Raw genomic sequence first — 25,422 nt, forward strand, 5'->3', positions numbered from 1 at the left:
TGAACACCAGCGCAGCTTATTAAGGCAAGGGACTAGACCATGCATTTCACCATTCAACGCGAAGCCCTGTTGAAACCCCTGCAACTGGTCGCAGGCGTCGTCGAGCGCCGACAGACCTTGCCGGTGCTCTCCAACGTGCTGCTGGTTGTCGAAGGCCAGCAACTGTCGCTGACCGGTACCGACCTGGAAGTCGAGCTGGTCGGTCGTGTACAACTCGAAGAGCCTGCTGACCCGGGTTCCATCACTGTGCCTGCGCGCAAGCTGATGGACATCTGCAAAAGCCTGCCGAACGACGCGCTGATCGACATCAAGGTCGACGAGCAGAAGCTGGTGGTGAAGGCTGGCCGTAGCCGCTTCACCCTGTCGACCCTGCCGGCGAACGATTTCCCGACCGTTGAAGAAGGTCCGGGTTCGCTGACTTGCAGCCTTGAGCAAAGCAAACTGCGTCGTCTGATTGAACGCACCAGCTTCGCCATGGCCCAGCAGGACGTGCGTTATTACCTGAACGGCATGCTGCTGGAAGTCTCGGCCGGGATCATCCGCGCCGTGGCCACCGACGGTCACCGTCTGGCCATGTGCTCGATGCAGGCCGACATCGGTCAGCCGGATCGCCACCAGGTCATCGTGCCGCGCAAGGGTATCCTTGAGCTGGCGCGCCTGCTGACCGAGCCGGACGGCAATGTCAGCATCGTCCTGGGCCAGCATCACATCCGCGCCACGACAGGCGAGTTCACCTTCACCTCTAAACTGGTCGACGGTAAATTCCCGGACTATGAGCGTGTTCTGCCGAAGGGCGGCGATAAACTGGTGCTCGGCGATCGTCAGGCGTTGCGTGAAGCTTTCAGCCGTACCGCGATTCTGTCCAACGAGAAGTACCGCGGTATCCGTCTGCAACTGGCCAGCGGTCAGTTGAAGATCCAGGCCAACAACCCGGAGCAGGAAGAAGCGGAAGAAGAAGTGGGCGTTGAGTACAACGGCGGCAATCTGGAAATCGGCTTCAACGTGAGCTACTTGCTCGACGTGCTGGGCGTGATGACCACTGAGCAGGTTCGCCTGATCCTGTCCGACTCCAACAGCAGTGCGCTGGTGCAAGAGTCCGACAATGATGACTCGGCCTACGTTGTCATGCCGATGCGTCTGTAATCATGCTCAGCAGAAGCTAGATGTCATTAAGTCGCGTCTCGGTCACCGCGGTGCGCAATCTGCACCCGGTGACCTTCTCCCCTTCCCCCCGAATCAACATTCTTTACGGCGCCAACGGCAGCGGCAAAACCAGTGTTCTGGAAGCCATTCACCTGCTGGGGCTTGCCCGTTCGTTTCGTAGTACCCGCCTTTTGCCGGTTATTCAGTACGAGCAATTGGCCTGCACCGTATTCGGTCAGGTTGAGTTGGCTGAGGGCGGGCACAGCGCACTGGGGATATCACGGGACCGCCAAGGCGAATTCCAGATCCGTATTGACGGGCAGAACGCGCGCAGTGCGGCACAGCTGGCGGAGATCCTGCCGCTGCAACTGATCAACCCTGATAGCTTCCGCCTGCTTGAAGGTGCACCGAAGATTCGCCGACAGTTTCTCGACTGGGGCGTGTTCCACGTGGAACCGCGGTTCATGTCCACCTGGCAGCGCTTGCAGAAGGCCCTGCGCCAGAGAAACTCTTGGCTGCGGCATGGTACACTTGACGCCGTTTCGCAAGCGGTTTGGGACAGGGAACTGTGCCAGGCCAGCGCTGAAATTGATGAATACCGCCGTGCCTATATCAAAGCCTTGAAACCAGTCTTTGAACAGACCTTGAGCGAACTGGTTGAGCTTGAAGGTTTGACGCTCAGCTATTACCGAGGCTGGGACAAAGACCGCGAATTGAGTGCAGTGCTCGCTGGGTCCGTTCAGCGAGACCAGCAGATGGGGCATACCCAGGCCGGACCACAACGCGCTGATTTGCGCCTCAGATTGGGCGCACATAACGCCGCGGACATCTTGTCCCGCGGTCAGCAGAAGTTGGTGGTCTGTGCATTGCGGATTGCCCAAGGGCACCTGGTCAGCCAGGCCCGACGCGGCCAGTGTATTTATCTGGTGGATGACTTGCCGTCCGAACTGGACGAGCAGCACCGCCGCGCGCTTTGCCGCTTGTTGGAAGACTTACGCTGCCAGGTGTTTATCACCTGTGTAGATCACGAATTATTGAGGGAAGGCTGGCAGACGGAAACGCCAGTCGCTCTGTTCCACGTGGAACAGGGCCGTATCACCCAGACCCACGACCATCGGGAGTGAAGGCATTGAGCGAAGAAAATACGTACGACTCAACGAGCATTAAAGTGCTGAAAGGCCTGGATGCCGTACGCAAACGTCCCGGTATGTACATTGGTGACACCGACGATGGCAGCGGTCTGCACCACATGGTGTTCGAGGTGGTCGATAACTCGATCGACGAAGCTTTGGCCGGCCATTGCGACGACATCAGCATCATCATCCACCCGGACGAATCCATCACCGTTCGCGACAACGGTCGTGGCATCCCGGTAGACGTACACAAAGAAGAAGGCGTCTCGGCAGCTGAGGTCATCATGACCGTGCTGCACGCCGGCGGTAAGTTCGACGACAACTCCTACAAAGTATCCGGCGGTCTGCACGGTGTAGGTGTTTCGGTAGTGAACGCACTGTCCAAGGAACTGGTCCTGACCGTTCGCCGCAGCGGCAAGATCTGGGAACAGACTTACGTCCATGGCGTCCCGCAAGAGCCGATGAAAATCGTTGGTGAGAGCGAAACCACGGGCACCCAGATTCACTTCAAGCCATCGGCTGAAACCTTCAAGAACATCCACTTCAGCTGGGACATCCTGGCCAAGCGGATTCGTGAACTGTCCTTCCTCAACTCCGGTGTCGGCATCGTCCTCAAGGATGAGCGCAGCGGCAAGGAAGAGCTGTTCAAGTACGAAGGCGGCTTGCGTGCGTTCGTTGAATACCTGAACACCAACAAGACTGCGGTCAACCAGGTGTTCCACTTCAACATCCAGCGTGAAGACGGCATCGGCGTGGAAATCGCCCTGCAGTGGAACGACAGCTTCAACGAGAACCTGTTGTGCTTCACCAACAACATCCCGCAGCGTGATGGCGGTACTCACCTGGTGGGTTTCCGTTCCGCACTGACGCGTAACCTGAACACCTACATCGAAGCTGAAGGCCTGGCCAAGAAGCACAAGGTCGCCACCACCGGTGATGACGCCCGTGAAGGCTTGACCGCGATCATCTCGGTGAAGGTGCCGGATCCGAAGTTCAGCTCCCAGACTAAAGACAAGCTGGTTTCTTCCGAAGTGAAGACCGCGGTCGAACAGGAAATGGGCAAGTACTTCTCCGACTTCCTGCTGGAAAACCCGAACGAAGCCAAACTGGTCGTCGGCAAGATGATCGACGCGGCACGTGCGCGTGAAGCAGCACGTAAGGCCCGTGAGATGACCCGCCGCAAAGGCGCGCTGGACATCGCCGGCCTGCCGGGCAAACTGGCTGACTGCCAGGAAAAAGACCCTGCCCTTTCCGAACTGTACCTCGTGGAAGGTGACTCTGCTGGCGGCTCCGCCAAGCAGGGGCGTAACCGTAAAACCCAGGCCATCCTGCCGTTGAAGGGCAAGATCCTCAACGTCGAGAAGGCGCGCTTCGACAAGATGATCTCTTCGCAAGAAGTAGGCACCTTGATCACCGCACTGGGCTGCGGCATCGGCCGCGACGAATACAACATCGACAAGCTGCGCTACCACAACATCATCATCATGACCGATGCTGACGTCGACGGTTCGCACATCCGTACGCTGCTGCTGACGTTCTTCTTCCGTCAGCTGCCAGAGCTGATCGAGCGTGGCTACATCTACATCGCTCAGCCACCGCTGTACAAGGTCAAGAAAGGCAAGCAAGAGCAATACATCAAAGACGACGACGCCATGGAAGAGTACATGACGCAGTCGGCCCTGGAAGATGCGAGCCTGCACCTGAACGAGGAAGCCCCGGGTATCTCCGGCGAAGCCCTTGAGCGTCTGGTGAACGACTTCCGTCTGGTGATGAAGACCCTCAAGCGTCTGTCGCGCCTGTACCCTCAGGAACTGACCGAGCACTTCATCTACCTGCCAGCGGTGAGCATGGAGCAACTGTCCGATCACGCAGCGATGCAGGATTGGCTGGCCAAGTATGAAGTCCGTCTGCGCACCGTCGAGAAGTCCGGCCTGGTCTACAAGGCCAGCCTGCGTGAAGACCGTGAGCGTAACGTCTGGCTGCCAGAGGTCGAGCTGATCTCCCACGGCCTGTCGAACTACGTCACGTTCAACCGCGACTTCTTCGGCAGCAACGATTACAGGACTGTCGTATCCCTGGGCGCTCAGCTGAGCACCCTGCTGGACGACGGCGCGTACATCCAGCGTGGCGAACGCAAGAAGCCGGTCACCGAGTTCAAGGAAGCCCTTGAATGGCTGATGGCTGAAAGCACCAAGCGTCACACCATCCAGCGATACAAAGGTCTGGGTGAGATGAACCCGGATCAGCTGTGGGAAACCACCATGGACCCAAGCCAGCGCCGGATGCTCAAAGTGACCATCGAAGACGCCATTGGCGCGGACCAGATCTTCAACACCCTGATGGGTGATGCGGTCGAACCTCGTCGTGACTTCATCGAAAGCAATGCCTTGGCGGTTTCTAACCTGGACTTCTGATCCAGCGGTTCTGCCAACAATAAAAAGGCCAGCGCATTGCGCTGGCCTTTTTTATTACGCTATTTCGCCCTTCAGCGGCGGTGCCAAATCGTATGGAACGCAGGCGTTTTGCCTCGGATCCTCACAGATAAGTCCTACATACGCTATCCCGAGTGCTCTTTATCCTACAGCCTCTTCGTCAAGTGTATGACTGACGGGAGCTATCATTTTTGGGATATCGAACAGGGAATGCAGTTATGCCAACACCCGCGTATTTAGTTATAAATGGAAATCGGCAAGGGATGATTACTGCCGGGACATTTACTCCGGAGTCGGTTGGTAACGTCTATCAGGAGGGGCACGAAGACCAAATCCTGGTCCAGGCATTCAGTCACCAAATTATCATTCCGAGAGATCCCCAATCGGGTCAGCCAACGGGCCAGCGTGTGCATAAGCCGCTGATGATCTCAAAGGTATTTGATAAATCATCACCGTTGATTTTTAACGCGTTAACGAGCGGAGAAGTGTTGAATAGCTGCCATATCGCTTGGTATCGGACTTCGTCGGCGGGGAAACAGGAACATTACTTCAGCATCGAGCTGGAAGACGCAGTGATCGTCGATGTGCAGACAAGAATGCCAAGCTGCCAGGATCCCAATATGGCCCACTTTACGCATCTCGAAGACGTGTATTTCACCTACCGAAAAATCACCTGGACTCACGAAGCCTGTGGTACTTCCGGTTCTGATGACTGGCGTGCTCCGATTATCAGCTAAGCCTCGCTGCTCAATTCGCAGGCATAAAAAAACCGGCTATATCAGCCGGTTTTTTTACGTCCGAAAAAAACTTATGCACCTTTTTCCATATTTTATGAGCTTAAGAAATATGTATATAAATCATAAGCCTACAAACTAAATACGTTACTTTTCAGCAAAACGGTACACAGGTTATCCACAGAATCTCAGACAGCCATCTGATCATTGGCAGCCGGTGCTTGCGGAGCGGGTGGGAGCGAGCCCATTTCCCGTTGCATCTGCTCGTTCCAGGCCTGAACCCGGTCATTGAGGTTGGCAATCGCGCGGGGGCCACTGCCTTCGGCGTACATCGGCTCGCCGATGATCACAGTGATGACGCCCTGCTTCTTGGCCCAACCGGTTTTCGGCCAGAATTTGCCGGCATTGTGCGCAATCGGCAGCACCGGAAGTTCGGCGTTGACGGCTAACGCCGTACCACCTCGTGAGAATTTTCCGATGGTGCCGTAAGGGACCCGCGTTCCTTCAGGGAATATCAGTACCCAGACGCCATCCTTCAGCAGTTCATCGCCCTGCTTCGCTACATGTTTGAGCGCGGCCTTCGGGTTGTCGCGGTCGATGGCGATCGGCCGCAGCATGGCCATGGCCCAACCGAAGAACGGTACAAACAGCAATGAACGCTTCAGTACCTGGCTCAACGGCTCGAAATAGGCCGAGAGGAAGAACGTCTCCCAGGTGCTCTGGTGGTTCGACTGAATCACGCAGGGCTGGTCTGGCACGTTCTCGGCACCTTTCACTTCGTAGCTGATGCCCAGAAAGACTTTGCTCAGCCACAAGGCGCAACGGCACCAGTACACGTTGATAAAACGATAGCGCGCCTTGAACGGCAGAAAAGGCGCGATAAAAAAGCTCAGGCTGCACCAAAGCAAGGAACTGGTGCCCAGCAGCAGGTAAAAGAGGAAGGTTCTGATGGCCTGCAATATCGACATGGCGACGTTTACCGTGCGGGCTCTGCCCGTCTATATAAAGCGCACTCCCGATCAATCCTTGGTCAGGAATCTCGAAAACGCTCTAATTGTGGATAAGTTCTGCGGCAATCGCCGCGAGATCGTCAAAAATCAAAGTGCCTACCGGTAGGGTTTTGCCCAAAGTCTTTTCGCCTTTCCCGGTCTTTACCAAAACTGGCTGAGAATCGACGGCTTTGGCGGCTTCCAGGTCACCAAGACTGTCGCCGACGAACCATAGATTAGTCAGCGATACGTTGTAATGCGTGGCGATGGTTTTCAGCATCCCGGGTTTTGGCTTGCGGCAATCGCAGCCTTCGTCCGGCCCGTGCGGGCAATAGACGATCAGCCCGACTTCACCGCCCTGCTCCGCCACCAACGAGCGCAAGCGCTCGTGCATGGCGTCCAGGGTGGCGACGTCGTAATAGCCGCGAGCGATGCCGGACTGGTTGGTAGCGACTGCTACCGTCCAGCCGGCTTTGCTCAACTGCGCGATGGCTTCGATCGAACCGGGGAGCGGTTTCCACTCCTCCACCGACTTGATGTAAGCGTCGGAGTCGTAATTGATCACCCCGTCCCGATCGAGAATCAGCAGTTTCAAACAGTCTTACCCCAGCAACGAAATATCGGCGACGCCGAGGAACAAGCCACGCAGACGCGCCAGCAGCGCATAGCGGTTGGCACGGACCTTGGCATCTTCAGCGTTGACCATGACGGCTTCGAAGAAAGCATCCACAGGCTCGCGCAAGGCTGCCAGACGTGCCAGCGACTCACTGTACTGACGCGCAGCTGCCATCGGTTGAACCGCTTGGTCCGCCTGCTGAATCGCCGAGTACAGGGAGAATTCGTTGGCGTTGTCGAAGTACTTGGCTTCAACGACTGTAGGAACAGAACCTTCGACCTTGCTCAGCAAGTTCGAAACGCGCTTGTTCACTGCAGCGAGGGCCGCCGCTTCAGGCAATTTGCGGAACGCTTCCACCGCTTGTACGCGCTGATCGAAGTCCAGCGCAGAACCTGGCTTCAGGGCACGAACCGACAGGTAAGTCGCCACGTCCACGCCTTCATCTTCGTAACGGGCACGCAGACGGTCGAACACGAATTCCAGTACCGAGTCGGCCAGGCCAGCAGCCTTGACCTTGGCGCCGAACGCATTCACGGCAAAGGCCACGGCGTCGTTCAGGTCGAGGTCGAGCTTCTTGTCGATCAGGATGCGCAATACGCCCAGTGCAGCACGGCGCAGGGCATACGGGTCTTTGCTACCGGTTGGCAGCATGCCGATCCCGAAGATACCGACCAGCGTGTCGAGTTTGTCGGCGATGGCCACAGCCGCACCGGTCAGGGTGGTCGGCAGTTCAGCACCGGCACCGCGCGGCATGTATTGCTCGTTCAGCGCCAGCGCGACTTCTTCCGGCTCGCCATCGTTCAGGGCGTAGTAGTAACCGGCGACGCCTTGCATCTCCGGGAACTCACCGACCATCTCGGTCGCCAGGTCGCACTTGGACAGCAGGCCGGCACGGGAAGCCCATGCCGCGTTGCCGCCAATGCGTTGCGCGATGAACGCGGCAAGCTTGGATACGCGCTCGGCCTTGTCGTAGACGCTGCCGAGTTTTTCCTGGAACACCACGTTTTGCAGGCGCAGGTTGAAGTCTTCGAGTTTCTGCTTCTTGTCTTGCTTGAAGAAGAACTCGGCGTCGGTCAGGCGTGGGCGAACCACTTTCTCGTTACCGGCGATGATTTGCTGCGGGTCTTTGCTTTCGATGTTGGCCACGGTAATGAAACGAGGCAGCAACTTGCCGTCGGCATCCAGCAGGCAGAAATACTTCTGGTTGTCCTGCATGGTGGTGATCAGCGCTTCTTGCGGCACGTCGAGGAAACGCTCTTCGAACGAGCACACCAGCGGCACCGGCCATTCAACCAGCGCGGTCACTTCGTCGAGCAGGGCTGGCGGAACGATCGCCGTGCCTTCCTGCATCGTCGCAAGTTCTTCGGTGCGCTTGCTGATAATTGCGCGACGCTCGTTGGCATCGGCCAGAACGTAAGCGGCACGCAAGTCGGTCAGGTAGTTGGCCGGCGAGGTAATGCGTACGCTTTCCGGGTGATGGAAGCGGTGACCACGGGAATCGCGGCCGGCTTTCTGGGCGAGGATCGTGCAATCGATGACCTGGTCACCGAGCAGCATGACCAGCCATTGGGTCGGACGAACGAATTCTTCCTTGCGCGCACCCCAGCGCATGCGCTTCGGGATCGGCAGGTCATTCAGGGAATCTTCGACGATGGTCGGCAGCAGGCTCGCGGTCGGCTTGCCGGCGATGCTCTGGCTGTAACGCAGTTTCGGACCGCTCTGATCGATTTCGCTCAGCTCTACGCCGCACTTCTTGGCGAAACCCAGTGCCGCTTGAGTCGGGTTGCCTTCGGCATCGAACGCCGCCTGACGTGGCGGGCCGTCGAGGTTGATGCTGCGATCCGGTTGCTGGGTAGCCAGCGCGGTGATCAGCACAGCCAGACGACGCGGCGCGGCGTAGACGGTTTTGGTCTCGTAGTTCAGGCCAGCGGCTTGCAGGCCTTTGTCGATACCGGCCAGGAACGCTTCGGCCAAGGTGTTCAGGGCCTTGGGTGGCAGTTCTTCGGTGCCCAGTTCAACCAGGAAATCTTGAGCACTCATTGTGCAGCCTCCAGCTTGGCCAGTACTTCGTCACGCAGGTCCGGGGTCGCCATCGGGAAGCCCAGCTTGGCGCGAGCCAGCAGGTAGGCTTGCGCAACGGAACGCGCCAGGGTGCGCACACGCAGGATGTATTGCTGACGCGCAGTCACCGAGATCGCCCGGCGCGCATCCAGCAGGTTGAAGGTGTGGGACGCCTTCAACACCATTTCGTAGCTCGGCAACGGCAGCGGCTGGTCAAGTTCGATCAGGCGCTTGGCTTCGCTTTCGTAGAAGTCGAACAGTTCGAACAGCTTCTCGACGTTGGCGTGTTCGAAGTTGTAGGTCGATTGCTCCACTTCGTTCTGGTGGAACACGTCGCCGTAGGTCACTTTGCCGAACGGACCGTCAGCCCAGACCAGGTCGTAGACCGAGTCCACGCCTTGCAGGTACATGGCCAGACGCTCGAGGCCGTAAGTGATCTCACCGGTCACCGGATAGCACTCGATGCCGCCCGCCTGCTGGAAGTAAGTGAACTGCGTCACTTCCATGCCGTTCAGCCAGACTTCCCAGCCCAGACCCCAGGCGCCCAGGGTCGGCGATTCCCAGTTGTCTTCGACGAAGCGAATGTCGTGGACCAGCGGGTCCAGGCCGACATGCTTGAGGGAGCCCAGGTACAGTTCCTGGAAGTTGTCCGGGTTCGGCTTCAGAACCACCTGGAACTGATAGTAGTGCTGCAGACGGTTCGGGTTTTCGCCGTAGCGGCCGTCAGTCGGGCGACGACTGGGCTGCACATAAGCGGCGTTCCAGGTTTCCGGGCCGATGGCGCGCAGAAACGTGGCTGTGTGGAAAGTCCCGGCGCCTACTTCCATATCGTAGGGCTGAAGTACCACGCAACCTTGCTCGGCCCAGTATTGCTGGAGGGCGAGGATCAAGTCTTGGAAGGTACGCACGGCTGGCGTAGGCTGGCTCACGAAATTCACCTGTTTCTTGGGCTGCGATTTAAAGAGCGGGAGTATACCCGATTCATTGCTGCGCACGCCCCCTGGAGCCTTATGCCACGCTGCTTTTGGTGTTCCGAAGATCCGCTGTACATGGCTTATCACGACCAGGAGTGGGGCACGCCGCTACGCGATGCGCAGGGTTTGTTCGAGTTGCTTTTGCTCGAAGGGTTCCAGGCCGGCCTTTCCTGGATCACCGTGTTGCGTAAACGCGAGCGATATCGCGAGGTGCTGTTCGGCTTCGATGTACAGCGCGTGGCGCAAATGAGCGACGCCGAAATCGATGAGTTGATGCTCGATCCCGGGATCATCCGCAATCGCCTCAAACTCAACGCCGCCCGGCGCAATGCCCAGGCCTGGCTGGCGCTTGAAGACCCGGTCGAGTTTCTCTGGTCTTTCGTTGGCGGTACGCCTGTGATCAATCATTTCAAGGATCGCACCGAAGTCCCGGCGGTCACGCCAGTCGCCGTGGAAATGAGCAAAGGCCTGAAAAAAGCCGGCTTCACCTTCGTCGGCCCGACCATTTGCTATGCGTTGATGCAGGCCTCGGGGATGGTCATGGACCACACCCAGGATTGCGATCGCTACGCGACCTTGTCGATCGGCGGTTAGAATAGCCGCCTCGCGCACAGCACAAGATCAGGAGTGACCTGTGGATAAGTTGAAAGGCGCCTTGCTGGTAGGCGCTCTGCGGCTGTTTGCCCTGCTTCCCTGGCGAGCAGTGCAGGTGGTTGGCTCGGCCATTGGCTGGGTAATGTGGAAAACCCCTAACCGTTCCCGTGATGTGGTGCGGATCAATCTGGCCAAGTGTTTTCCGGAGATGGACCCTGCCGAGCGCGAGCGCCTGGTCGGCCAGAGCCTGAAAGACATCGGCAAATCGCTGACCGAAAGTGCCTGCGCGTGGATCTGGCCGGCACAGCGTTCCATCGATCTGGTGCGCGAAGTTGAAGGGCTCGACGTCCTGAAAGACGCCCTCGCCTCCGGCAAAGGTGTGGTCGGCATCACCAGCCACCTCGGCAACTGGGAAGTGTTGAACCACTTCTATTGCAGCCAGTGCAAACCGATCATTTTCTATCGCCCGCCAAAGCTCAAGGCTGTGGATGAATTGTTGCGCAAGCAGCGGGTGCAACTGGGTAACAGGGTCGCCGCCTCCACCAAGGAAGGCATCCTCAGCGTCATCAAGGAAGTGCGCAAAGGTGGTGCAGTGGGCATTCCCGCTGACCCGGAACCGGCCGAATCCGCCGGGATCTTCGTGCCGTTCTTCGCTACTCAGGCACTCACCAGCAAGTTTGTGCCGAACATGTTGGCAGGCGGCAAAGCGGTCGGCGTGTTCCTTCACGCGCTGCGGTTACCGGACGGTTCGGGCTACAAAGTGATCCTCGAAGCGGCGCCAGAGGCCATGTACAGCACTGATACCGAGACGTCCTGCGCGGCGATGAGCCAAGTGGTCGAGCGCTATGTGCGTGCTTACCCGAGCCAGTACATGTGGAGCATGAAACGCTTCAAGAAGCGGCCGCCGGGTGAAGAGCGCTGGTATTGAGTTGATTGGCATGATCTGTGGATAACTTGAACCTGTAGGAGCGAGGCTTGCCCGCGAAGGCAATATCACATCCAACCTCAATGTTGAATGTAATGGCCTCTTCGCGAGCAAGCTTCGCTCCTACAAGTTATCCACAACTGTTCATAAAAAGGGCGCAGAAGATGTCCGAACACCGCAAATCGTTTCGCATCAAGATCAGTCACGAAAGCTTCGGCGAATGCCTCGGCCAGACCCGAAATCTCTCGACCACGGGCGTCTACGTCAAGCATCCGGGCTTGTCGGCGTTGCCCAAGGGGGCGGTGGTCTATGGTCAGGTACAGGATTTACCCACAGGCGCGCCGCGGGTTCGCATGGAAGTGGTGCTGGTAGACGCTGACGGCATCGGCCTGCGCTACCTCTGATCAGTGCGCCTGGCGCTCAAGTTTCTTCAGGAACACCGTCATCTCCTTCTCCGCCTGCTTGTCGCCGTGAGCACGAGCAGCTTCCAGACCCTGCTCCCACGCCTGACGCGCGGCCGGATAGTCCGCCAGCGCCAGATGAGCCTTGCCCAACAGCTTCCACGCCGCTGAATACTTAGGGTCGAATTCGACGCAACGCTGGAAATGCTCGGCGGCCTTGGCGTTTTCCCCAAGATCAAGATAACCCTTGCCGAGGCCGAAGCGCAGCAATGAGTTATCCACACCCTTGGCGAGCATTTTTTCCAGGGATTCGATCATGGTGCACCTCGGTTTTTGGGGGAGCTTCGGAATCGCCTTCGCGGGCAAGCCTCGCTCCTACAGGGAATCGCGCAAAACCTGTAGGAGCGAGGCTTGCCCGCGAAGAGGCCTTCGGATCAGAAAAAACTCAGGCCGACATGGAACAACTTCTCCACATCCCGAATATGCTTCTTATCCACAAGGAACAGAATCACATGGTCGCCCGCCGCGATCACCGTGTCATCGTGGGCAATGATCACCTCTTCATCACGAATGATCGCGCCAATCGTGGTGCCCGGCGGCAAACCGATGTTCTCGATGGCCTTGCCAATCACTTTGCTCGACTTCGCATCACCATGGGCAATGGCCTCGATGGCCTCCGCCGCACCACGGCGCAATGAATGCACGCTGACGATGTCACCGCGCCGCACGTGGGCCAGCAAGGTGCCGATGGTCGCCAGTTGCGGGCTGATGGCGATGTCGATGTCGCCACCCTGGATCAAGTCGACGTAAGCCGGGTTGTTGATGATCGTCATCACCTTCTTCGCGCCCAGGCGCTTGGCCAGCAGCGACGACATGATGTTGGCTTCGTCGTCGTTCGTCAGCGCCAGGAAGATGTCGGCGTCGGCGATGTTCTCTTCCATCAGCAAATCGCGGTCGGAGGCACTGCCTTGCAGGACCACGGTGCTGTCGAGGGTGTCCGAGAGATGGCGGCAGCGGGCCGGGTTCATCTCGATGATCTTCACCTGATAACGACTTTCGATGGCCTCGGCCAGACGCTCACCGATCTGCCCGCCCCCGGCGATGACGATGCGCTTGTAGCTCTCATCGAGGCGGCGCATTTCGCTCATCACTGCGCGAATATTCGCCTTGGCGGCGATGAAAAATACTTCGTCGTCCGCTTCGATCACCGTATCGCCCTGAGGCAGGATCGGCCGGTCACGGCGGAAAATCGCGGCTACGCGAGTTTCGACATTCGGCATGTGTTCACGCAACTGACGCAGTTGCTGACCCACCAGCGGTCCGCCGTAGTACGCCTTCACCGCGACTAGCTGCGCTTTGCCTTCGGCGAAATCGATCACCTGCAACGCACCCGGATGCTGGATCAGGCGCTTGATGTAGTTGGTGACCACTTGTTCCGGGCTGATCAGCACATCCACCGGAATCGCTTCGTTATCGAACAGCTCGGAGCGCGTGAGGTACGCCGCTTCGCGTACCCGGGCGATTTTCGTCGGGGTGTGGAACAGGGTGTGGGCGACCTGGCAGGCGACCATGTTGGTTTCGTCACTGTTGGTCACCGCCACCAGCATGTCGGCATCGTCCGCGCCGGCCTGGCGCAGCACCGTCGGCAGCGAGCCGCGGCCTTGCACGGTGCGGATGTCCAGCCGGTCGCCGAGGTCGCGCAGGCGTTCGCCATCGGTGTCGACCACAGTGATGTCGTTGGCCTCGCTGGCCAAGTGTTCCGCCAGCGAACCGCCGACCTGCCCTGCGCCGAGGATGATGATTTTCATCCAGTCACTCCCTTAAAACCGGTTAACCGCGCGCGGCGGCGATCTTGATCAGCTTGGCGTAATAGAACCCGTCGTGGCCGCCTTCCTGTGCCAGCAGCTGGCGACCGTGGGGCTGCTTGATGCCGGCCGTGGTGGCGAGGTCCAGCTCACGGGCGCCCGGCGTGCGGGCGAGGAAGGCTTCGATGACTTCGGTGTTCTCGGTCGGCAACGTGGAACAGGTGGCGTAAAGCAGAATCCCGCCGACCTCCAGAGTTATCCACATGGCATCCAGCAACTCGCCTTGCAGCACTGCCAGCGCGGCGATGTCATCCGGTTGGCGAGTCAGCTTGATGTCCGGGTGACGGCGGATCACGCCGGTGGCCGAGCATGGCGCATCGAGCAGGATGCGTTGGAACGGTTTGCCATCCCACCAGGTGGCCGTGTCGCGGCCGTCGGCGGCGATCAGTTCGGCGCTCAGGCCCAGGCGTGCGAGGTTTTCTCGCACACGCACCAGACGCTTGGCTTCCAGATCCACGGCGACGACGCCCGCGAGTGCGGGTTCGGCTTCGAGGATGTGGCAGGTCTTGCCGCCCGGTGCGCAGCAGGCGTCGAGTACTCGCTGGCCCGGCGCCAGGTCGAGCAGGTCGGCGGCCAGTTGCGCCGCTTCGTCCTGCACGCTGATCCAGCCTTCGGCGAAGCCCGGCAGGCTGCGTACGTCGGCGGCGGCGTCGAGAATGATGCCGTCCCGGCTGTAAACGCACGCCGTGGCGGCGATGCCCGCTTCGGTCAGCAGACCCAAGTACGCATCGCGAGTGTGATGGCGACGGTTGACCCGCAAAATCATCGGCGGATGCGCGTTGTTTGCCGCGCAAATGGCTTCCCACTGCTCAGGCCAAAACGCTTTCAGGGATTTTTGCAGCCAGCGTGGGTGGGCGGTGCGCACCACCGGGTCGTGTTCCAGCTCGGCCAGCAGCGCTTCGCTTTCACGTTGGGCGCGGCGCAGTACGGCGTTGAGCAAGGCTTTGGCCCACGGCTTCTTCAGCTTGTCGGCGCAACCGACGGTTTCGCCGATGGCGGCGTGAGCCGGGACGCGGGTGTAAAGCAGTTGATAGAGACCGACCAGCAGCAACGCCTCGACATCGGCGTCGGCAGCCTTGAACGGCTTCTGCAGCAACTTGGCCGCGAGCGCCGACAAACGCGGCTGCCAGCGCGCGGTGCCGAACGCCAGGTCCTGGGTGAAGCCGCGATCGCGGTCTTCGACCTTGTCCATTTGTGTCGGCAGCGAACTGTTGAGTGAGGCTTTTCCGTTGAGAACTGCAGCAAGTGCCTTGGCGGCGGCCAGACGTGGATTCATTGAGCGTCCGCCGTTTGACCGAGCACGGTGCCGACGGCGAATTTCTCACGACGGCTGTTGAACAAATCGCTGAAGTTCAGCGCCTTGCCGCCGGGCAATTGCAGGCGGGTCAGGCACAGCGCTTGCTCACCGCAAGCGACGATCAGGCCGTCCTTGCTGGCGCTGAGGATTTCACCTGGTGCGCCCTTGCCTTCGGCGAGGCTCGCGGCCAGCACTTTCAGCGCTTCGCCATTCAACGTGCTGTGGGTGATCGGCCATGGATTGAAGGCGCGGACCAGACGTTCCAGCTCAATGGCCGGGCGGCTCCAGTCGATGCGCGCTTCGTCCTTGTTCAATTTGTGTGCGTAGGTGGCGAGGCTGTCGTCCTGCACTTCGCCTTCCAGCGTGCCGGCGGCGAGGCCGGCAATGGCTTGAATCACCGCCGGCGGGCCGAGTTCCGCCAGGCGGTCGTGAAGGCTGCCGCCAGTGTCTTCAGCGCTGATCGGCGTGGTGACCTTGAGCAGCATCGGCCCGGTGTCGAGGCCCAGTTCCATGCGCATCACGGTCACGCCGCTTTCGCTGTCGCCGGCTTCGACGGCGCGCTGGATCGGCGCCGCACCGCGCCAGCGTGGCAGCAACGACGCGTGGCTGTTGATGCAACCCAGGCGCGGAATATCCAGTACCACTTGCGGCAGGATCAGGCCGTAGGCGACCACTACCAGCAAATCCGGCTTCAGCGCGGCCAGTTCGGCTTGAGCGTCTTCGTTGCGCAGGGTTGGCGGTTGCAGCACCGGGATATTGTTTTCCAGGGCCAACTGCTTGACCGGGCTCGGCATCAGCTTTTGCCCGCGACCCGCCGGACGGTCCGGTTGGGTGTAGACCGCGACGATCTCGTAAGGGCTGTCGAGCAGGGCCTTGAGGTGTTCGGCGGCGAATTCCGGGGTGCCGGCAAAGACGATGCGCAGTGGCTCAGTCATGGGAAGCTCTCATTTACAAAGCAGTCGCAAAAGAAAAAGGCTTGCCGCAGCAAGCCTTTGAAAGGAGGGCATCAAGCGTTCTGGCGATGGAGCTTTTCCAGTTTCTTCTTGATTCGGTCACGTTTGAGATTCGACAGGTAGTCGACGAACAATTTGCCGTTGAGGTGGTCGCATTCATGCTGGATGCACACGGCGAGCAGGCCTTCGGCGATCAGTTCGTAAGGCTGGCCGTCGCGGTCCAGGGCCTTGACCTTGACCTTCTGCGGGCGATCGACGTTTTCGTAGAAGCCCGGCACCGAGAGGCAGCCTTCCTGGTATTGCTCCATCTCGTCGGTCAGGGGCTCGAACTCGGGGTTGATGAACACCCGCGGTTCGGTGCGGTCTTCGGAGAGGTCCATCACGACGATACGTTTGTGCACGTTGACCTGGGTCGCGGCGAGGCCGATGCCTGGCGCTTCATACATTGTTTCAAACATATCATCGACCAACTGACGCACTTCGTCGTCCACTACGGCCACAGGTTTGGCGATAGTGCGCAGGCGCGAGTCGGGGAATTCGAGGATGTCTAAAATGGCCATAAGCTTGATTGCTGCACGTGTGAGGTAAAGTCGGGTCGATGGCCTGGCAGGTCCGAAGATGCAGGCTACCGTTGTGAAGCGTAGCTCCTTTTCTTTTTGGCAAAGAGTCGGGAGCGAGCCACGAGGGCTCTGGCGTTTCACGCGAACGCACATAATAAAGGGATTCACCGCATGAGGAAATCACTACTCGCCTTGCTCCTTCTGGCCTCGGCCGGTTTGGCGCATGGGCAAGTGCAACTCAAGGAAGGTTTTCCACAGCAATACACAGTGGCGGCGGGTGACACACTTTGGGACATCTCCGGGAAATTCCTCCGGGAACCGTGGAAGTGGCCCGAGCTCTGGCAGGCCAATCCGCAGATCCAGAACCCCAATCTGATCTACCCCGGCGATTTGCTGTCGCTGGTCTACGTTGACGGTCAGCCGCGTCTGACCCTCAATCGCGGGGCTTCCCGGGGCACCATCAAGCTCTCGCCACGGGTGCACAGTTCGCCGGTGGCCGACGCCATCCCGAGCATTCCGTTGCAGTCGATCAACAGTTTTCTGCTGAGCAACCGCATCGTCGACAAGGTCGAGGATTTCGACAAGGCGCCTTACATCGTCGCCGGCGATGCCGAACGGGTGCTCAGCGGCACCGGCGACCGGATTTTCGCCCGCGGCCATTTCGATCCGAACCAGCCGGTCTACGGCATCTTCCGCCAAGGCAAGGTTTATACCGACCCCGAGAGCAAGGAGTTCCTGGGGATTAATGCCGACGACATCGGCGGCGGTGAAATTGTCGCTACCGAAGGTGATGTCGCGACGCTTGCACTGCAACGCACCACTCAGGAAGTGCGCCTCGGCGATCGCTTGTTCAGCGGCGAGGAACGATCGATCAACTCGACCTTCATGCCCAGTGCGCCAAAAAAACCGATCAACGGCCTGATCATCGACGTACCGCGCGGGGTTACCCAGATCGGCGCGATGGATGTCGTGACGCTGAACCGGGGCCAACGCGACGGCCTCGCCGAAGGCAACGTGCTGGTGGTGATGAAAACCGGCGAAACCGTGCGCGATCGGGTCTCCGGCCAGCCTCTGAAAATTCCCGATGAACGCGCCGGTTTGCTGATGGTGTTCCGCACCTACGACAAACTCAGTTACGGATTGGTGCTCACCGCATCGCGCTCCTTGGCAGTGATGGACAAGGTGCGAAATCCGTAAGCAGGCTCCACAAGTTACCAACAGAGTTATCCACAGCTTATTCCCGTTTGAACGGGGCTCATAACGATCAAGGATGATCCATGTCGCTGTCTGCTGTTACACCGGTTTCCCCTGCGGAACTGGAAGCCCGTTTACGTCTGCATCGTTTGCCGGAGCTCGGTCCTGCGCGTTTCAGGAAGCTGCTCGAAGCCTTCGGCTCGGCGTCCAAAGCCATCAGCGCGCCGGCCAGTGCCTGGCGTTCGCTGGGCTTGCCGTTTGCTTGCGCCGAGGCTCGCCGGGCCGATGATGTCCGGGACGGCGCCAACCACGCATTGGCCTGGCTAGACCGTCCCGGCCAGCATTTACTGATGTGGGACCAGCCTGACTACCCGGCATTGCTGGCGGAAATCAGCGACGCGCCGCCACTGCTATTCGTCGCGGGCGATCCGGGCATACTGGAAAAACCGCAATTGGCGATGGTCGGCAGTCGTCGCGCTTCCCGTCCGGGGATGGACACGGCCGCCGCGTTTTCGCGCAGTCTGGCTGGCGCCGGTTTTGTCATCACCAGCGGTCTGGCGCTGGGGATCGATGCCGCCGCGCATCAAGCCGCTCTGGACGTGGGCGGGCAAACGGTCGGCGTACTTGGCACGGGACTTGAAAAGTTTTATCCACAGCGCAACCGCAGGCTTGCCGATGCCATGATTGCGTCGGGCAGCGCGGTGCTTTCCGAGTTCCCGCTGGACGCCGGGCCTACGGCCAGCAACTTCCCGCGACGCAATCGAATCATCAGTGGTTTGTCCCTCGGCGTGCTGGTGGTCGAGGCCAGTGTCGCCAGCGGTTCCTTGATCACCGCGAGGCTGGCGGCGGAACAAGGTCGTGAGGTGTATGCGATTCCGGGATCGATCCATCATCCCGGCGCCAAGGGGTGTCATCAGCTGATTCGCGACGGCGCGATGCTGGTGGAAACCATCGAACATATCCTCGAAGCGTTGCGCGGCTGGCAGCAGTTGCCGTTAGCCATGCAGGCTCCGTCGGTGGCTCATCCTCTGTTGATGCTGCTGCACGCGGCGCCGCACACCAGTGAAGCGTTGTCCGTCTCCAGCGGCTGGGCGCTGCCCAAAGTGCTGGCGGCGCTGACGGAACTGGAAATGGACGGCCGGGCGGTCTGCGAAAGCGGGCGCTGGTTTGCGCGGGTGAGCTAGGTTTTATAAGGAACATCGGTAAACTGCGCAGAGCCTTATTCCGGAGAGTTTTTCATGGTCAACAGTTGGCGTGTGCAACAAGCCGCGCAAGCCATTCGCGCAGGGGCGGTGATTGCCTATCCAACCGAGGCGGTCTGGGGCCTGGGTTGCGACCCGTGGGATGAAGAAGCGGTCGAGCGTCTGCTGATGCTCAAGGGCCGGTCGGTGGACAAGGGCCTGATTCTGATCGCCGACAACATCCGCCAGTTCGACTTCCTGTTCGAAGACTTCCCTGAGCTGTGGATGGACCGCATGGCCAGCACTTGGCCGGGGCCGAATACCTGGCTGGTGCCGCATCGGAATCAGTTGCCGCAGTGGATTACCGGCGTGCACGAAACGGTGGCGTTGCGGGTCAGCGATCACCCGTTGGTGCGGGATTTGTGCGCATTGGTCGGGCCGTTGGTGTCGACCTCGGCCAACCCGCAGGGCCGGCCGGCGGCGCGGACGCGGATTCGCGTGGAGCAGTATTTCCGCGGGCAGCTTGATTTGATTCTTGGCGGCAACCTCGGTGGGCGCAAGAATCCGAGCGTGATTCGCGATCTGGCGACCGGGAGCGTCATTCGCCCGGGTTGAGACCGCGTCATCGTTCTTCGCGGGCAAGCCAGCTCCTACAAGGTCCAAGTCGTTCGCAAAATATTCAAACGACTCGCACCTGTAGGAGCTGGCTTGCCGGCGAAGACGCCCTCAAGGCAACAAAACAGTCGAACCTGTCGTCCGCCGCGCCGACAACTCGGTCTGCGCCTTCGCCGCGTCAGCCAGTGAATACTTCTGGCTGATCTCCACCTTCAGCTTCCCGCTGATGATCATCTCAAACAACTCATCCGCCATCCGCTGCAGGTTTTCAGCGTTGTTGGCATAAGTCGCCAGTGTCGGCCGGGTCACGTACAGCGATCCCTTCGCCGACAGAATCCCCAGGTTGACCCCATCCACCGCGCCCGAAGCGTTGCCAAAACTCACCACCAGGCCCCGAGGCGCTGTGCTATCCAGCGAAGTCAGCCAGGTGTCTTTGCCGACACCGTCGTACACCACCGGGACTTTTTTGCCGTCGGTCAATTCCAGTACGCGTTGAGCGACGTTTTCGTGGCTGTAGTCGATGGTCGCCCACGCACCGTTGGCCATTGCCAACGCGGCTTTCTCCGGCGAGCTGACCGTGCCGATCAACTTCACGCCCAGCGCCTTGGCCCATTGGCAGGCCAGCGAACCGACACCCCCGGCAGCGGCGTGAAACAGAATGGTTTCGCCACCCTTGAGTTCATAGGTCTGACGCAACAGGTACTGCACGGTGAGGCCCTTGAGCATCACCCCGGCGGCCTGTTCGAAGCTGATCGCGTCCGGCAGGTGCACCAGATTGGCTTCCGGCAATACGTGAACCTCGCTGTAGGCGCCCAATGGGCCGCTGCCGTACGCCACGCGATCACCGACCTTGAAGCGGGTGACTTCGCTGCCCACCGCCTCGACCACGCCCGCACCTTCCGAACCCACGCCCGACGGCAAGGCCGGCGGCGCATAGAGGCCGCTGCGGAAATAGGTGTCGATGAAGTTCAGGCCGATGGCCTTGTTGGTCACGCGCACTTGCTGCGGGCCGGGCTCGGCCGGTTGGTAATCCACATACTCGAGCACTTCGGGGCCGCCATGGGCGCGGAACTGGATACGCTTTGCCATCAGAACTCTCCTTAGGTCTTCAGCTACTAGAGGTGTAGTGCCAAGCGCCCTATCGAACTCCCAAGCTTGATCCCCGTCAACTGTGGCGAGTCCATCTGCAATGTTATGCTACGCGCCCATTTGCGCCGGCCCCCGCTCCCATGGAGCGCCGCGTAGTTTTGCCCGATTCAAGGTGAAGACATGACGACCCGCACCGAGGCCGTAAAAGCCTACCTGCTCGACCTGCAAGACCGCATTTGCGCTGCCCTGGAAGCCGAAGACGGCGGCACGCAATTCGTCGAAGACGCCTGGACCCGGCCTGCCGGCGGTGGCGGTCGCACCCGCGTGATCGAGAACGGCGCGGTCATCGAAAAGGGCGGCGTCAACTTTTCCCACGTGTTTGGCAGCGGTCTCCCACCGTCCGCCAGCGCCCATCGACCTGAACTGGCCGGCCGTGGCTTTGAAGCCCTGGGCGTGTCGCTGGTGATTCACCCGCACAATCCGCATGTGCCGACTTCCCACGCCAACGTGCGCTTTTTCATCGCCGAAAAAGAAGGCGAAGAACCGGTCTGGTGGTTCGGCGGTGGCTTCGACCTGACCCCTTATTACGGCAACATCGATGACTGCGTGCACTGGCACCGCGTCGCCGAGCAGGCCTGCGCGCCGTTCGGTCCGGACGTCTATTCGCGCTACAAAGCCTGGTGCGACAGCTATTTCCACATCAAGCATCGCCACGAACCGCGCGGCATCGGCGGCCTGTTCTTCGATGATTTGAACGAGTGGGATTTCGACACCAGCTTCGCTTTCATGCGTGCCATCGGTGACGCTTACATCGACGCCTACCTGCCGATCGTGCAGCGCCGCAAAAATGATGCGTTCACTGCAAAACAGCGCGAGTTTCAGGAATTTCGCCGTGGCCGATACGTCGAGTTCAACCTGGTTTACGACCGTGGCACGCTGTTCGGCCTGCAATCGGGTGGGCGTACCGAGTCGATCCTCATGTCGTTGCCGCCGCAAGTTCGCTGGAGCTATGACTGGAAAGCCGAGCCCGGCAGCGAAGAAGCACGCCTGACCGAGTACTTCCTGCAAGACCGCGACTGGCTGGCCCAGGCCTGAGGATTTCTGATGGATCGTTACGTCGTTTTCGGTAACCCGATCGGCCACAGCAAGTCGCCGTTGATCCATCGTCTTTTCGCCGAGCAGACCGCTCAGCAACTGGACTACAGCACTTCGCTGGCACCGCTCGACGATTTTTCCGACTTTGCCCGGGAGTTTTTCCTGGAAGGTCGCGGGGCGAACGTGACGGTGCCGTTCAAGGAAGAGGCGTTCCGTCTGGCCGACAGTTTGACGGCGCGAGCGCAGCGGGCTGGCGCGGTGAACACCCTGAGCAAGCTCGCCGATGGCACGCTGCTGGGCGACAACACCGATGGTGCCGGGCTGGTGCGGGACCTGACGGTCAACGCTGGTTTCAGCCTCAAGGGCAAACGCATCCTGCTGCTCGGCGCCGGCGGCGCAGTGCGCGGAGCGCTGGAGCCACTGCTGGCCGAGCAACCCGCCTCGGTGATCATCGCCAACCGCACGGTGGAAAAAGCCGAGCTGCTGGCAGAATTGTTCGCGGATCTGGGGCCGGTGTCGGCCAGTGGTTTCGACTGGTTGCGGGAATCGGTGGACCTGATCATCAACGCGACATCGGCCAGTTTGTCGGGCGATGTACCACCGATTGCGGGCAGTCTGATCGAGCCGGGCAAGACTGTTTGCTACGACATGATGTACGGCAAGGAACCGACCTCGTTCTGCCGTTGGGCTACGGCGCATGGCGCTGCCGTGTCGATGGATGGTTTGGGGATGCTCGCCGAACAAGCGGCAGAAGCCTTCTTGCTGTGGCGCGGCGTACGCCCGGACACCGCGCCGGTGCTGGCCGAACTGCGCCGCCAACTCGCGGCGTAGCCCTTGTAGGAGCGAGGCTTGCCCGCGAAGTTTTTGGCGTACTTAAGGACGCCTTCGCGGGCAAGCCTCGCTCCTACAGGGTTTGATGTTCAATCTTCGAAATGAATCGGGCATTTCTCTGCGCCTTCGAGCTTTCGCAACTCTTCCACCACCGGCGGTCGCGCCCCGCGCAAGGTCAGGCTACGGTCCTGCTTGCGTAGTCGCCGCGCTTCCTGGTGCAGCATTTCCACACCCGAATAGTCGATGAAGTTGATCTGCTGCGCCTCGATCACCACCCGCGCCCCGTGCATGCGTTGCAGGCGCACTTGCAGGTAATGGCTGGCGCCGAAAAAGATCGAACCGCCGACCCGTAGAATGTCTTCATCGCCGTCGCGCCAATGCTGCACCCGTGGTTGCGAGGTGCGCTTGAGGTAGAAAAACAACGACGCGAGCACGCCGGCATAGATCGCTGTCTGCAATTCCAGCAACAGCGTGGCGACACAGGTCAGCGCCATCACCATGAACTCGGCGCGGCTGACCCGCAGCAACGCACGAATGCCGCGATGATCGACCAACCCCCAGGCGATCAGCAGGATGCTGCCAGCCATGGCCGGGATCGGAATATGCGCAATCAGGTTGGCGCCGAAGATCGCAAACAGCGCCACCCACAACGCGGAAAACACTCCCGCCATTGGCGAACAGGCGCCCGCTTCGTAGCTGAGGCCGGAACGGGTGAAGGAACCGGCAGACAGCGAACCGGAAAAAAACGCACCGACCATGTTCGATAAACCCTGCGCGCGGACTTCCTGATTGGCATCGAGCAATTGCTGCGAGCGCGCCGACAAGGAACGGGCAATCGACAGGCTCGTCACCAGCCCGAGCATCCCCACCGCTACTGCGCTGGGCAGCAATCGCAAAATCATGTCCAGATCCAGTGGCAATGGGCTGAAGGGCGGCAACCGCCCGACAAACGCGCTCACCAGGTTCACGTGGCCGAACATCGATGGCCACAGCCAAACCAGCAGCCCGGCGAGGATCAGGGTGATCAGCAGCGTCGGCCAGCGAGGCAGCAACCCTTTCAGGATTATGCCGACGACGACTGTTGCCAGCCCCAGCACGAGCGAGGGTTTATCCACCGCATCGAGGTGCTGCAGCAGCATCAAAAAGCTGTCCAGTGCGGTGGCCTGGCTGGGCAAGTCCAGCCCCAGCAGGTTGGGCATTTGACCAATGGCAATCACCACGGCGGCGCCGAGGGTGAAGCCCAATACCACCGAGTGCGAGACAAAATTCACCAGTGCGCCGAACCGCAGCAAACCCAGTAGCCACTGGAAAATGCCGGCGAGCAGCGTCAGAAGCAGGATCAGCGTGATGTAGTCCTTGGACGCAGGGACGGCCAGAGGACTGACACTGGCGAACAGGACGATGGAGATCGCTGCCGTAGGCCCACAGATCAAATGCCACGATGAACCCCAGAGGCAGGCGATCAGCACCGGGATGATGGCGGCGTACAAGCCGTATTCCGGTGGGAGACCGGCGATCAGCGCGTAGGCAATGGATTGCGGCAACGCGAGAATGGCGCCGCTGAGACCGACGATCAGGTCACGGCCGACGCTGGCGCGGGTCTGCCGGGGCAACCACGTGAGGAAGGGGAAGAGTGAATGGCGGCTGGGGAAGGCCATGGGTCCTCTCGGTTGAAAATTTTGCGCAAGGGTATCAGCACAACACCTTGTAGGAGCCAGCTTGCTGGCGATGGCGGCGCATCAGTCAACATTTAACGCGTCCGATACACCGCTATCGCCAGCAAGCTGGCTCCTACAGGTAGCCACCCAAAGGGTTAGAGCTTGGCTTTCACCGCCGGCAACGCATCCTTGCCGTCCGCGGTCTTCACGCCTTCCAGCCATTTATCCAGCACCGCCGGATTGGCCTTGATCCACGCCTTGGCCGCATCCGCATTGCTGACCTTCTTGTTCACCACATCCGCCATGATGCTGTTTTCCATCTCCTGGGTGAAACTCAGGTTGGTCAGCAACTTGCCCACATTCGGACAGGCTTCGGCGTAACCCTTGCGGGTCAGGGTATGGACGCTGCCGGTATCGCCGAAGTATTTCTCGCCGCCCTTCAGATAATGCATTTTCAGCTGCACGTTCATCGGGTGCGGTGTCCAGCCGAGGAAGGTCACGAATTTCTGTTTCTTCACCGCACGAGACACTTCGGCCAGCATCGCCTGTTCGCTGGACTCGACCAGTTTCCACTGGCCCATGTCGAAGTCGTTCTTCTTGATGATTTCTTGCAGCGAGATGTTCGCCGGGGCGCCGGAGCCGATGCCGTAGATCTTCTTGTCGAACTTGTCGGCGAATTTATTCAGGTCGGCAAAGTTATGCACACCCGCGTCCCACACGTAATCCGGCACCGCCAGGGTGAATTCGGTGCCATCGAGGTTCTTCGCCAGTTGCGTGACGTCGCCGGTGGCGACGAACTTGTCATAGAAACCCTGCTGCGCCGGCATCCAGTTGCCGAGAAACACGTCGACCTGGCCATCCTTCAACCCGCCAAAGGTAATCGGCACCGCGAGGGTGTCGACTTTGGGCTTGTAGCCCATGCCGTCCAGCAGAAACCCGGTGATGGCGTTGGTTGCGGCGATGTCGCTCCAGCCAGGGTCGGCCATTTTCACCGTCTCGCAGCTCTGATCGGCATACGCCGACGCACTGCCCAGAGCCAGCAGTCCGACCGTCAGTACTGTGGATAACTTTTGCATGGACTT

Annotated in this window: 24 protein-coding genes; 12 read left to right on the forward strand and 12 right to left on the reverse strand. The window is 59.9% G+C overall.

What is annotated here, in order from left to right; genetic code table 11:
• Positions 1 to 39: 39 nt before the first annotated feature.
• The 4 genes from dnaN (at position 40) to KGB25_RS02645 (ending at position 5,445) form a co-directional block, all read left to right on the forward strand.
• Positions 40 to 1,143, forward strand: coding sequence for a DNA polymerase III subunit beta (dnaN, locus tag KGB25_RS02630; protein ID WP_008027555.1), 1,104 nt, complete (start codon positions 40 to 42; stop codon positions 1,141 to 1,143).
• A gap of 20 nt (positions 1,144 to 1,163) precedes the next feature.
• On the forward strand, positions 1,164 to 2,267 hold the full coding sequence (recF, locus tag KGB25_RS02635) for a DNA replication/repair protein RecF (RefSeq protein WP_008041454.1): 1,104 nt from the start codon (positions 1,164 to 1,166) through the stop codon (positions 2,265 to 2,267).
• Positions 2,268 to 2,272: 5 nt separating this feature from the next.
• Positions 2,273 to 4,690 (forward strand): DNA topoisomerase (ATP-hydrolyzing) subunit B, encoded by a 2,418-nt coding sequence (gyrB, locus tag KGB25_RS02640; RefSeq protein ID WP_008027559.1) that lies wholly within the window; start codon positions 2,273 to 2,275, stop codon positions 4,688 to 4,690.
• A 236-nt stretch (positions 4,691 to 4,926) separates the two neighbouring features.
• Entirely contained in the window at positions 4,927 to 5,445 is a 519-nt protein-coding gene (locus KGB25_RS02645; RefSeq protein ID WP_032832632.1) for an Hcp family type VI secretion system effector, read from the forward strand.
• A 185-nt stretch (positions 5,446 to 5,630) separates the two neighbouring features.
• Here the strand turns inward: KGB25_RS02645 and KGB25_RS02650 are convergent, their stop codons facing one another.
• From KGB25_RS02650 to glyQ, 4 genes are all read right to left on the reverse strand, one after another.
• A complete protein-coding gene (locus KGB25_RS02650) occupies positions 5,631 to 6,410 on the reverse strand; it encodes a lysophospholipid acyltransferase family protein (RefSeq protein WP_008027562.1) in 780 nt (259 codons plus the stop codon).
• Between the two features lie 82 nt (positions 6,411 to 6,492).
• Positions 6,493 to 7,026, reverse strand: a complete 534-nt coding sequence (gene gmhB, locus KGB25_RS02655) for a D-glycero-beta-D-manno-heptose 1,7-bisphosphate 7-phosphatase (RefSeq protein WP_008027564.1) — start codon at positions 7,024 to 7,026, stop codon at positions 6,493 to 6,495.
• 6 nt (positions 7,027 to 7,032) lie between these two features.
• Positions 7,033 to 9,087 carry a glycine--tRNA ligase subunit beta gene (glyS, locus tag KGB25_RS02660; protein WP_008041461.1) on the reverse strand — a complete coding sequence of 685 codons (2,055 nt, stop codon included), beginning with the start codon at positions 9,085 to 9,087 and terminating at the stop codon, positions 7,033 to 7,035.
• Positions 9,084 to 10,037, reverse strand: a complete 954-nt coding sequence (gene glyQ, locus KGB25_RS02665; protein WP_003213601.1) for a glycine--tRNA ligase subunit alpha — start codon at positions 10,035 to 10,037, stop codon at positions 9,084 to 9,086. The genes glyS and glyQ overlap by 4 nt, the downstream gene beginning before the upstream one ends.
• Before the next feature lie 81 nt (positions 10,038 to 10,118).
• On the opposite strand from glyQ, the gene tag reads away from it, so the two are divergent.
• The 3 genes from tag to KGB25_RS02680 all read left to right on the forward strand — a co-directional run bounded on the left by tag (position 10,119) and on the right by KGB25_RS02680 (position 12,005).
• Positions 10,119 to 10,676, forward strand: coding sequence for a DNA-3-methyladenine glycosylase I (gene tag / locus KGB25_RS02670; protein ID WP_223434177.1), 558 nt, complete (start codon positions 10,119 to 10,121; stop codon positions 10,674 to 10,676).
• A 40-nt stretch (positions 10,677 to 10,716) separates the two neighbouring features.
• Complete coding sequence (locus KGB25_RS02675; protein ID WP_223434178.1) at positions 10,717 to 11,604, forward strand: lysophospholipid acyltransferase; 888 nt, start codon at positions 10,717 to 10,719, stop codon at positions 11,602 to 11,604.
• 161 nt (positions 11,605 to 11,765) lie between these two features.
• On the forward strand, positions 11,766 to 12,005 hold the full coding sequence (locus KGB25_RS02680) for a PilZ domain-containing protein (RefSeq protein WP_008027574.1): 240 nt from the start codon (positions 11,766 to 11,768) through the stop codon (positions 12,003 to 12,005).
• Here the strand turns inward: KGB25_RS02680 and KGB25_RS02685 are convergent, their stop codons facing one another.
• The 5 genes from KGB25_RS02685 to def all read right to left on the reverse strand — a co-directional run bounded on the left by KGB25_RS02685 (position 12,006) and on the right by def (position 16,677).
• The gene (locus KGB25_RS02685) at positions 12,006 to 12,320 is read right to left on the reverse strand and encodes a tetratricopeptide repeat protein (protein ID WP_008027576.1); all 315 of its coding nucleotides are present in this window, start codon (positions 12,318 to 12,320) and stop codon (positions 12,006 to 12,008) included.
• 116 nt (positions 12,321 to 12,436) lie between these two features.
• Entirely contained in the window at positions 12,437 to 13,810 is a 1,374-nt protein-coding gene (gene trkA / locus KGB25_RS02690) for a Trk system potassium transporter TrkA (protein WP_008027578.1), read from the reverse strand.
• A gap of 22 nt (positions 13,811 to 13,832) precedes the next feature.
• Positions 13,833 to 15,143: a 16S rRNA (cytosine(967)-C(5))-methyltransferase RsmB gene (gene rsmB, locus KGB25_RS02695; RefSeq protein WP_008041465.1), complete on the reverse strand. Its 1,311-nt coding sequence runs from the start codon at positions 15,141 to 15,143 to the stop codon at positions 13,833 to 13,835.
• On the reverse strand, positions 15,140 to 16,099 hold the full coding sequence (gene fmt / locus KGB25_RS02700) for a methionyl-tRNA formyltransferase (RefSeq protein WP_223434179.1): 960 nt from the start codon (positions 16,097 to 16,099) through the stop codon (positions 15,140 to 15,142). The genes rsmB and fmt overlap by 4 nt, the downstream gene beginning before the upstream one ends.
• A 71-nt stretch (positions 16,100 to 16,170) precedes the next feature.
• On the reverse strand, positions 16,171 to 16,677 hold the full coding sequence (gene def, locus KGB25_RS02705) for a peptide deformylase (RefSeq protein WP_008027583.1): 507 nt from the start codon (positions 16,675 to 16,677) through the stop codon (positions 16,171 to 16,173).
• Positions 16,678 to 16,848: 171 nt separating this feature from the next.
• On the opposite strand from def, the gene KGB25_RS02710 reads away from it, so the two are divergent.
• The 3 genes from KGB25_RS02710 to KGB25_RS02720 all read left to right on the forward strand — a co-directional run bounded on the left by KGB25_RS02710 (position 16,849) and on the right by KGB25_RS02720 (position 19,667).
• On the forward strand, positions 16,849 to 17,874 hold the full coding sequence (locus KGB25_RS02710) for a LysM peptidoglycan-binding domain-containing protein (RefSeq protein WP_192417806.1): 1,026 nt from the start codon (positions 16,849 to 16,851) through the stop codon (positions 17,872 to 17,874).
• An 80-nt stretch (positions 17,875 to 17,954) separates the two neighbouring features.
• Positions 17,955 to 19,055, forward strand: a complete 1,101-nt coding sequence (gene dprA, locus KGB25_RS02715; RefSeq protein ID WP_223434180.1) for a DNA-processing protein DprA — start codon at positions 17,955 to 17,957, stop codon at positions 19,053 to 19,055.
• Between the two features lie 54 nt (positions 19,056 to 19,109).
• Positions 19,110 to 19,667 carry an L-threonylcarbamoyladenylate synthase gene (locus KGB25_RS02720; RefSeq protein WP_223434181.1) on the forward strand — a complete coding sequence of 186 codons (558 nt, stop codon included), beginning with the start codon at positions 19,110 to 19,112 and terminating at the stop codon, positions 19,665 to 19,667.
• Between the two features lie 111 nt (positions 19,668 to 19,778).
• Here KGB25_RS02720 and KGB25_RS02725 read toward each other — a convergent pair whose 3' ends face one another.
• Entirely contained in the window at positions 19,779 to 20,756 is a 978-nt protein-coding gene (locus tag KGB25_RS02725) for an NADPH:quinone reductase (protein WP_207285004.1), read from the reverse strand.
• Between the two features lie 180 nt (positions 20,757 to 20,936).
• On the opposite strand from KGB25_RS02725, the gene hemF reads away from it, so the two are divergent.
• The gene (gene hemF, locus KGB25_RS02730; RefSeq protein WP_008027593.1) at positions 20,937 to 21,851 is read left to right on the forward strand and encodes an oxygen-dependent coproporphyrinogen oxidase; all 915 of its coding nucleotides are present in this window, start codon (positions 20,937 to 20,939) and stop codon (positions 21,849 to 21,851) included.
• A gap of 9 nt (positions 21,852 to 21,860) precedes the next feature.
• Positions 21,861 to 22,682 carry a shikimate dehydrogenase gene (gene aroE, locus KGB25_RS02735; protein ID WP_008044029.1) on the forward strand — a complete coding sequence of 274 codons (822 nt, stop codon included), beginning with the start codon at positions 21,861 to 21,863 and terminating at the stop codon, positions 22,680 to 22,682.
• An 89-nt stretch (positions 22,683 to 22,771) separates the two neighbouring features.
• On the opposite strand, the gene KGB25_RS02740 is transcribed toward aroE, so the two are convergent.
• Positions 22,772 to 24,340, reverse strand: coding sequence for a SulP family inorganic anion transporter (locus KGB25_RS02740; RefSeq protein ID WP_008044030.1), 1,569 nt, complete (start codon positions 24,338 to 24,340; stop codon positions 22,772 to 22,774).
• A 155-nt stretch (positions 24,341 to 24,495) separates the two neighbouring features.
• The gene (choX, locus tag KGB25_RS02745) at positions 24,496 to 25,416 is read right to left on the reverse strand and encodes a choline ABC transporter substrate-binding protein (protein ID WP_207285006.1); all 921 of its coding nucleotides are present in this window, start codon (positions 25,414 to 25,416) and stop codon (positions 24,496 to 24,498) included.
• Positions 25,417 to 25,422 lie beyond the last annotated feature (6 nt).

The organism is Pseudomonas sp. BF-RE-21 (assembly GCF_019947305.1).
In the GTDB taxonomy this organism is placed as follows: Bacteria; Pseudomonadota; Gammaproteobacteria; order Pseudomonadales; family Pseudomonadaceae; genus Aquipseudomonas; species Aquipseudomonas migulae.